Genomic DNA, 6,368 nt, shown 5'->3' on the forward strand with positions numbered 1-6,368 from the left:
TCCCGGGACCAGCACGGTATCTCCAGTCCCGAGGATATCGACGACGACCTCTGTCGGCAATACGCTCGTGACCTTGCTCGAGCTGATGACCGAGACGATATTTCACCGGAGACTGCTCGTCGGTACTTCGCGTATGTCCGCTCGTTCCTCACATGGGCTGTCTACGAGGGTCTAATTCCGACGAACCCGGCCAAGACCAACCACGCCGAAGGTCCGCTCCCGACCGATGAGACCGAAACAGACCAGCAGTACTGGACCGCCCGGGACCGCGACGCTATCTGCGCTACCGCGACGGCTCGCGTCGACAAGGCCGGCGAGAGCGACGATATCGACCGCACGGCGGCCTACCGCGACCAAGCACTCGTCTTCTTGCTCGCGTACTCAGGAGCCCGCAGCGCGGAACTGGTTGCTGTCTCTGATGATGAAGAACGGAATGGTCTGCGGTGGCGACACGTCAACCTCGAAGCCGGTACAATGCAGGTGTTCGGCAAGAACCGAACCCGAGAGTCCGCGCCGATCCTCGACGATGCGCTTCGCCCGCTCCGGCGCTGGAAGCAACTTCGAGAGCCCGACGAGAATGAAGCTGTGTTCCCCAGACTCGACAACGCGGCAAAGGCATTGGATCCGACACCGTCGATCACCACACAGTCGGCTCGAAATATCCTCGCCGATCTCTGTGAGTGGGCCGACTATGAGTTCGAGGAACCACTAAAGCCACACGGCGCCCGTCGTGGCCTCGGGCGAGAAATCTATCGCGAGAACCCACAGCTGGCNNGCGGACACGCGACGAAGCGAACGATATCATCTCCGGTGAGTAAGTTGCCAGTACCTCTTCACATGGAAGCGACAGACGACCCCCAATTGAGCCGGTCAGCGAGGTGAGAACGTGTCGTGTGTCTTGGACTCGCTTCTACAACCGACGGTAAATGATGATCCCACCGAGAACAGCGACGATCATGCTCCCGCCGATAAGCAGATTCGTGGGTGAGCCGCCAGACGGCTCGACAGTGTCTGTGGTCCCGGTCTGAGACGGGGTGATTGCTGGCCCACCACTGCTGGTCTGGGTTGAGGTTGATTGCTTGGTGTCTGTCTCGGTCGAGTGTTCAGTTTCCGTGGCCGTTGTTGTTGGGGTGTCACTGGGCGTCGGTTCCGTTACTGTCGGTGTGGCCGTCGCTGTTGCTGTGTCACCAGAGTCACTGCCGCTGGAGTCGCTACCATCATCGTCATCTCCGCCATCATTATCACCGTCATCATTACTACCGCCGGAACTCGACGAGTCTTCCTCGGTAGGAGTTTCTGTTGGTGTTTCTGTTGCAGTCGGAGTCGGTGTTGGCGTCTCCGTTGCGTTTTCTCCGGACTCGACTGTCAGTGTTCCATCGCGGACGCTGGTGACATTGTATGCGGTCCCGGATTCGTCACCGACGGCTGCAACGGTCAGATCCACATCGCTCGTCCCGGCAGCCTCGCCGGTGAGCGTGACAGAGGCAACAGATATCGAGCCACTGTCGGCGGTATCCATTCCAGTCGCCGCGATACGGACGCCGTTTGCCTCCTCGGCAGACTGGACTGTTTCTGGATTTCCAGCAACAGACGTGTTCGAGACTGTTGCAACCGAATCGTTGGTGCTTGCAATATCGAGATCCAGTGAACCAACCCCGTCTGTGGTCGACGTGACTACGATATCAACAGTGGTTGTGTTTCCAACCGTAACAGTGTCAGTCGAAGGCTGGACCACGACACTGGTCGTTCCCGCCCCCATCGCGATCCCCGCCCAGAGGGATACTGCTATACAAAGGCCGAATACTGTCGCAAGCTTCCTCATTAAATATACTGTCTCAATAAGTAGGATTAAGTATTATGGTTACTGATTCAAAATCACAATACTACCTCTGGTGGGGGTTTATATGGCAAGTTCAACGACAAAATTACAAGCGTTATTTGGAGTATTACTATTAGTGACTGTCGGTCCGGTCTCGGGAATGATGACCGGTACCGGGGCCGGCCCGCTGCAGACGGCTGGCAATGACATCCCTGGTACAAGTGCCGGAAACCAGGCCGTCACCACGGCTGGAAATGAGCCGACACGGACACAATCGACACAAACACCCGCCTCTACGGCTGGGAACCAGGCGACCGGACCACTTTCGACCAGTTGGAATGGCTCAACCGAGCCGAATGCGAGTGCTATTGAGCAGTTAGCGCCCCGGGAAAACGACTCTCACCCGTACCCGCTCGTTGGCGATAACCAGCCCACTGATCCAGATGGCGACGGACTCTACGAAGACGTCAACGGCGATGGCGCTGTCAACATTGTCGACGTTGACGCCCTATCTCGTCACTTGGGATCCACAGCAGCCGGTGCTAACTGGAGCGCGTATGATTACACGGGTGACAACCGAACCGATGTCGGGGATATTCAGTGGCTATTCAACAAAGGTCAATCAACCTTGGTGAATGATACTGACGGTGATGGGCTGCCGGATTCATATGAACGGAGTGTCACTCGTACTGACCCGACACAAGCAGATAGCAACGGTGACAATATCATTGATGGTCTTGAGGATTGGGACTCAGATAGTCTGGTAGCGTACACGGAATTTCGGGAAGGAACCGACTCCAGAGACAACGACACTGACGGTGATGGCCTTTCAGACGGGTTTGAGACGCCTATACAAGAATTAGATCCAACCAATCCTGATACCGATGGAGACGGAGTCACAGACGCCGAAGAAGATTTGGACGGAGACGGGCTGACGGTCGAAACCGAATTAAGATACAACACTTCTGTTCGGCAACCAGATACGGACTACGACTCTGTCTCCGATGGTAATGAGGTGAACAAATTCGGGACAGATCCGCGAAGTCAAACCTCTGACAACGATACGCTGACCGACGGGGAAGAAGTTCAAATAGGAACAGATCCGAACCTAGCCGACAGTGATGCTGATGGTGTCCGTGATGGCCAAGAAGATTTTGATGATGATGAACTCGTCACTCGTACTGAGCTTGATGTCGGATTGAATCCGTTTGAAGCAGATACGGATAGTGATGGGTTGCCAGATGGGTTTGAGGAACCAATAGGTGCACTCAATGCTACACACAATGATACGGATAGTGATGGAACGCTGGACGGAGTAGAAGACATTGATACTGATGGACTCACTAACCGCGCTGAATTGGATAACGGGACGTTACTATCGGTCAATGATACGGATGGCGATAGTCTCACAGATGCAGAAGAGATCAAACACTATGGGACCAATCCACTGGTAATTGACACTGATAATGATACCGTTCCCGATGGGCTTGAAGTCAAACAGGGGACTGATCCTCTGTCAAGAGACTCAGACGGAGACGGAACTCCAGATCGAAATGAGACTGTCACCATAACCATCTCTCCAGAGACTTCAAACGCGACGGTAGAAATCCAAGGGTCAATGGGTGTTTCTCAGGACGTCTCTGTCAAGACGCTTTCTTCTGGTGTTAATAAAACAAACATGACTGCGGGACCGATTCTTCACGTAAGAAATGAGACATCATTCGAGTCAGCGACCGTGACAATACCGATTGACTCCTCAGTGCCAGAATCGGAACTTCGACGGTTGACAATGTTAAAATGGAATGGGTCTACATCGCAACCGTATCAACCAATCAATTCCACAGTAGATGCTGAAAACCGAACTGTTTCGGCTACCGTGCAGAATTTTTCCTTCTTTGTGCCAGGAGTAGTTGCACGTACTCAAGGCGAGGTTATTGCGGCAGACAGCATTGCCCCGAAGACTCCACTGTCACGTTCAAACCTCACCTCATTTGACTGTTCGGGAGAGTGTCACTGGGATTCGACACCAGCTACCCCTCTAATATACGAGCAAGATAAACCGAGATTCTATGATGAGACAGAGTTGCGACTTGTCGCTGGTACGAAAGATGAAGATTCAGGCCCGAACGAAGGAATCTCAAATTGCCGGGGAATACAACAGAATGTCTCAATAAAAAACGGCTCTACCCTCGAAAACCAGACTATTTGCATTCAGTCGATTAGTCCTGCTTCGGGCACACAGCAGATTCCAGATACGGGCCGGCAATATCGGGTCAAGAATCCTTCCTATTTGCGGGTGAACACTGACACTGCAGATGCTCAAAAGGGTTCATCTTCAGCAGCTCTGATACAACCAGCCATCACTAGTGAACAGAATACGACCAGTGCGGTTTTAGAATTCCATCAATCTGATTCTGAGGAACTGAAACTACACCATGATTCAGCGCCGATAGGAACGAACCCGTCGATTACTGTCGAGATATCAGCCGTAAACCGTGATTGGACTCGAAAACTACAGTTAGGAACAAATGGGGGTAGTACCCGGACTATCGACTTAGAGTCCTTCCCTGGAGAGCGTTTCCAAATTTCCATTGAAGCACACAATGTCGAAGCTAGTTTCCGGACAAAGGTGTACGCGGATTCAGATGGGGACTCCCTGTACGACTACATTGAGCAAAAAGAGATAATCGCGATGTACGACCGGTTCCATCTGATAGAACTTGACCCCCACGACGCCGATACTGATGGTGATGGAATCAGTGATGGCCGAGAAATCTCGTACGGGCCACTGGGTGTAGCGGACCGGATGACGATCACGTCTTTCCGCAGTGATCCGTCAAATCAAGATACGGACGGTGATGGATTATCAGATGGCACCGAATTTGAAACTCGGACCGTCCAAGTCGGGCCCGGCGCGGTGAAAGGTGCGAATAGCCCTCAAGGAGCCTCACTGCGGGATCAAACACAGTCCAAACGTATCAAGACGAGCCCACTTGACCCAGATACTGATGATGACGGACTGCGGGATGAAAGCGAACAGAACCTCGGCCTGAACCCGTCTTCGGCAACGTCTGCAGATCCGCGGGTTAGACAAAGCCAAGCACTCATTGAATCGCTATCACCGCGCCAACGACGGGTTATTGGCTTCCCGTCGATGTACGGCCGGGCCGATATCGACGATGCAAGCGCAGATTTTGACTTCGTGATTGACGACGCTGGTTCGAGTACACGGGACAAACTCGTGTTCACAGCTCTTGACGGGACAGGTCGGACAGATACCTGGCTAGGGAATAAGCAAGAATTTTCTGAAGGGACAGATCCGCTTGACCCAGATACCGACGATGACGGCCTCACAGATGGTCAGGAAGTCAAGGGCCTGACCAAACAGACGAGTTTTTGGGGAAGAACATCCCTTACTGAAGACCCCGATTTGTCCTTTGGGACAGATCCGACTGACGCTGATACGGACGGAGACAAATACTGGGATGGGTGGATTGGCGTCTATGGCGTTGGCCACACTGACAACGTGATACTGTATCGAGAGCATCTCAACACTGGAAGTGGGATTGAAGGCAACGAAATTATCTCTGAGCAGGCCGGGTATCACGACACGTGGGAGGCACCGTCACCAAGTGGCATTGATATCGACGGTGATGAATTGTTTGAGCATTCGAATCTCCACATCGGCGAACTACATTGGCGGTCTGTTGACGACAGCCAGCCTGGTAATCCAACATCGTCTTCTGTCACTCCATCACCTAGCCTCTCAGTTGAGGTTGACTACGATGATGATGTTGACCCTGTGATGCTTGATGCTGTCAAAGCAGCCGCAGAGAATTATGAGATGTATGATGTGGATGTCACATATTACATCGATGATGAACTGACCCGCGACGATTTGACTCACGCTTCTGGGTCGTGGTGGACGGATCCAGACAATGAGTATCCACCAACAACCCGTGATGATGCAGATGAGATTCAAGAGAATTACCATGACGACACAGAAAATAAAGTATACCTCTATCTGACGCCCAGTGGTGGTGGAGACGGACTTTTCAAAGCTCCGGATTGGTCAAATAAAGCGGGTGTAGCATCCAGTGATGGAGATGGACAATGGGGACGCAACTTTGGCATGGTTGTGTTCCAAGAGGCCTCCACAGGCTCAAACCCAGATATTGATACACGTATTAAAATTCAAAAAGTGGTCATGCATGAGACCGGCCATATTATTGGCGTCGGTCGAGGTGACGATAGTCTATTTCGCGGAAGTAAAAAAACTTCAGAAGTGTACAGTGGTACAGAACCGGATCCCGACGAAGAGAAGGTATCCTTGCATTCAGGTGGGAGTTATGAAAAGACAGATCGGTGGAGCATAATGAGTAAGGGATGGTCACTGGATTATACTTGGACTGTTCAACCGGAGGCTGCAATCCATCTGAAATTCAGCATTCAAGAAGTATTCACACTTGAAGTGGATAAAGCTGTGGAGGAAACTCACGAGATAGAATGAATAATATCAAACTAGTCGCGTATGTGTGTCTCGCAGTTA

At 52.1% G+C, this 6,368-nt stretch carries 2 protein-coding genes and 1 pseudogene; 2 read left to right on the forward strand and 1 reads right to left on the reverse strand.

What is annotated here, in order from left to right; all coding sequences use genetic code 11:
* Positions 1 to 818 (forward strand): annotated as a pseudogene (locus AV929_RS10580) (tyrosine-type recombinase/integrase); the annotation flags it as partial.
* 92 nt (positions 819 to 910) lie between these two features.
* Here the strand turns inward: AV929_RS10580 and AV929_RS10585 are convergent.
* Positions 911 to 1,759: a hypothetical protein gene (locus AV929_RS10585; RefSeq protein WP_064288233.1), complete on the reverse strand. Its 849-nt coding sequence runs from the start codon at positions 1,757 to 1,759 to the stop codon at positions 911 to 913.
* Positions 1,760 to 1,904: 145 nt separating this feature from the next.
* Between AV929_RS10585 and AV929_RS22325 the strand changes: the two genes are divergently transcribed.
* A complete protein-coding gene (locus tag AV929_RS22325) occupies positions 1,905 to 6,329 on the forward strand; it encodes a dockerin type I domain-containing protein (protein ID WP_196219986.1) in 4,425 nt (1,474 codons plus the stop codon).
* The last annotated feature ends 39 nt before the right edge of the window (positions 6,330 to 6,368 follow it).

Source organism: Haloarcula sp. K1 (genome assembly GCF_001647155.1).
Taxonomy (GTDB): Archaea; Halobacteriota; Halobacteria; order Halobacteriales; family Haloarculaceae; genus Haloarcula; species Haloarcula hispanica.

What these genes read in the sequence shown, in the direction of transcription:
- AV929_RS10585 (WP_064288233.1), bottom strand. Translation starts at nt 1,759, where the DNA reads ATGGGGGCGGGAACGACCAGTGTCGTGGTCCAGCCTTCGACTGACACT.
- AV929_RS22325 (WP_196219986.1), top strand. Translation starts at nt 1,905, where the DNA reads ATGGCAAGTTCAACGACAAAATTACAAGCGTTATTTGGAGTATTACTA.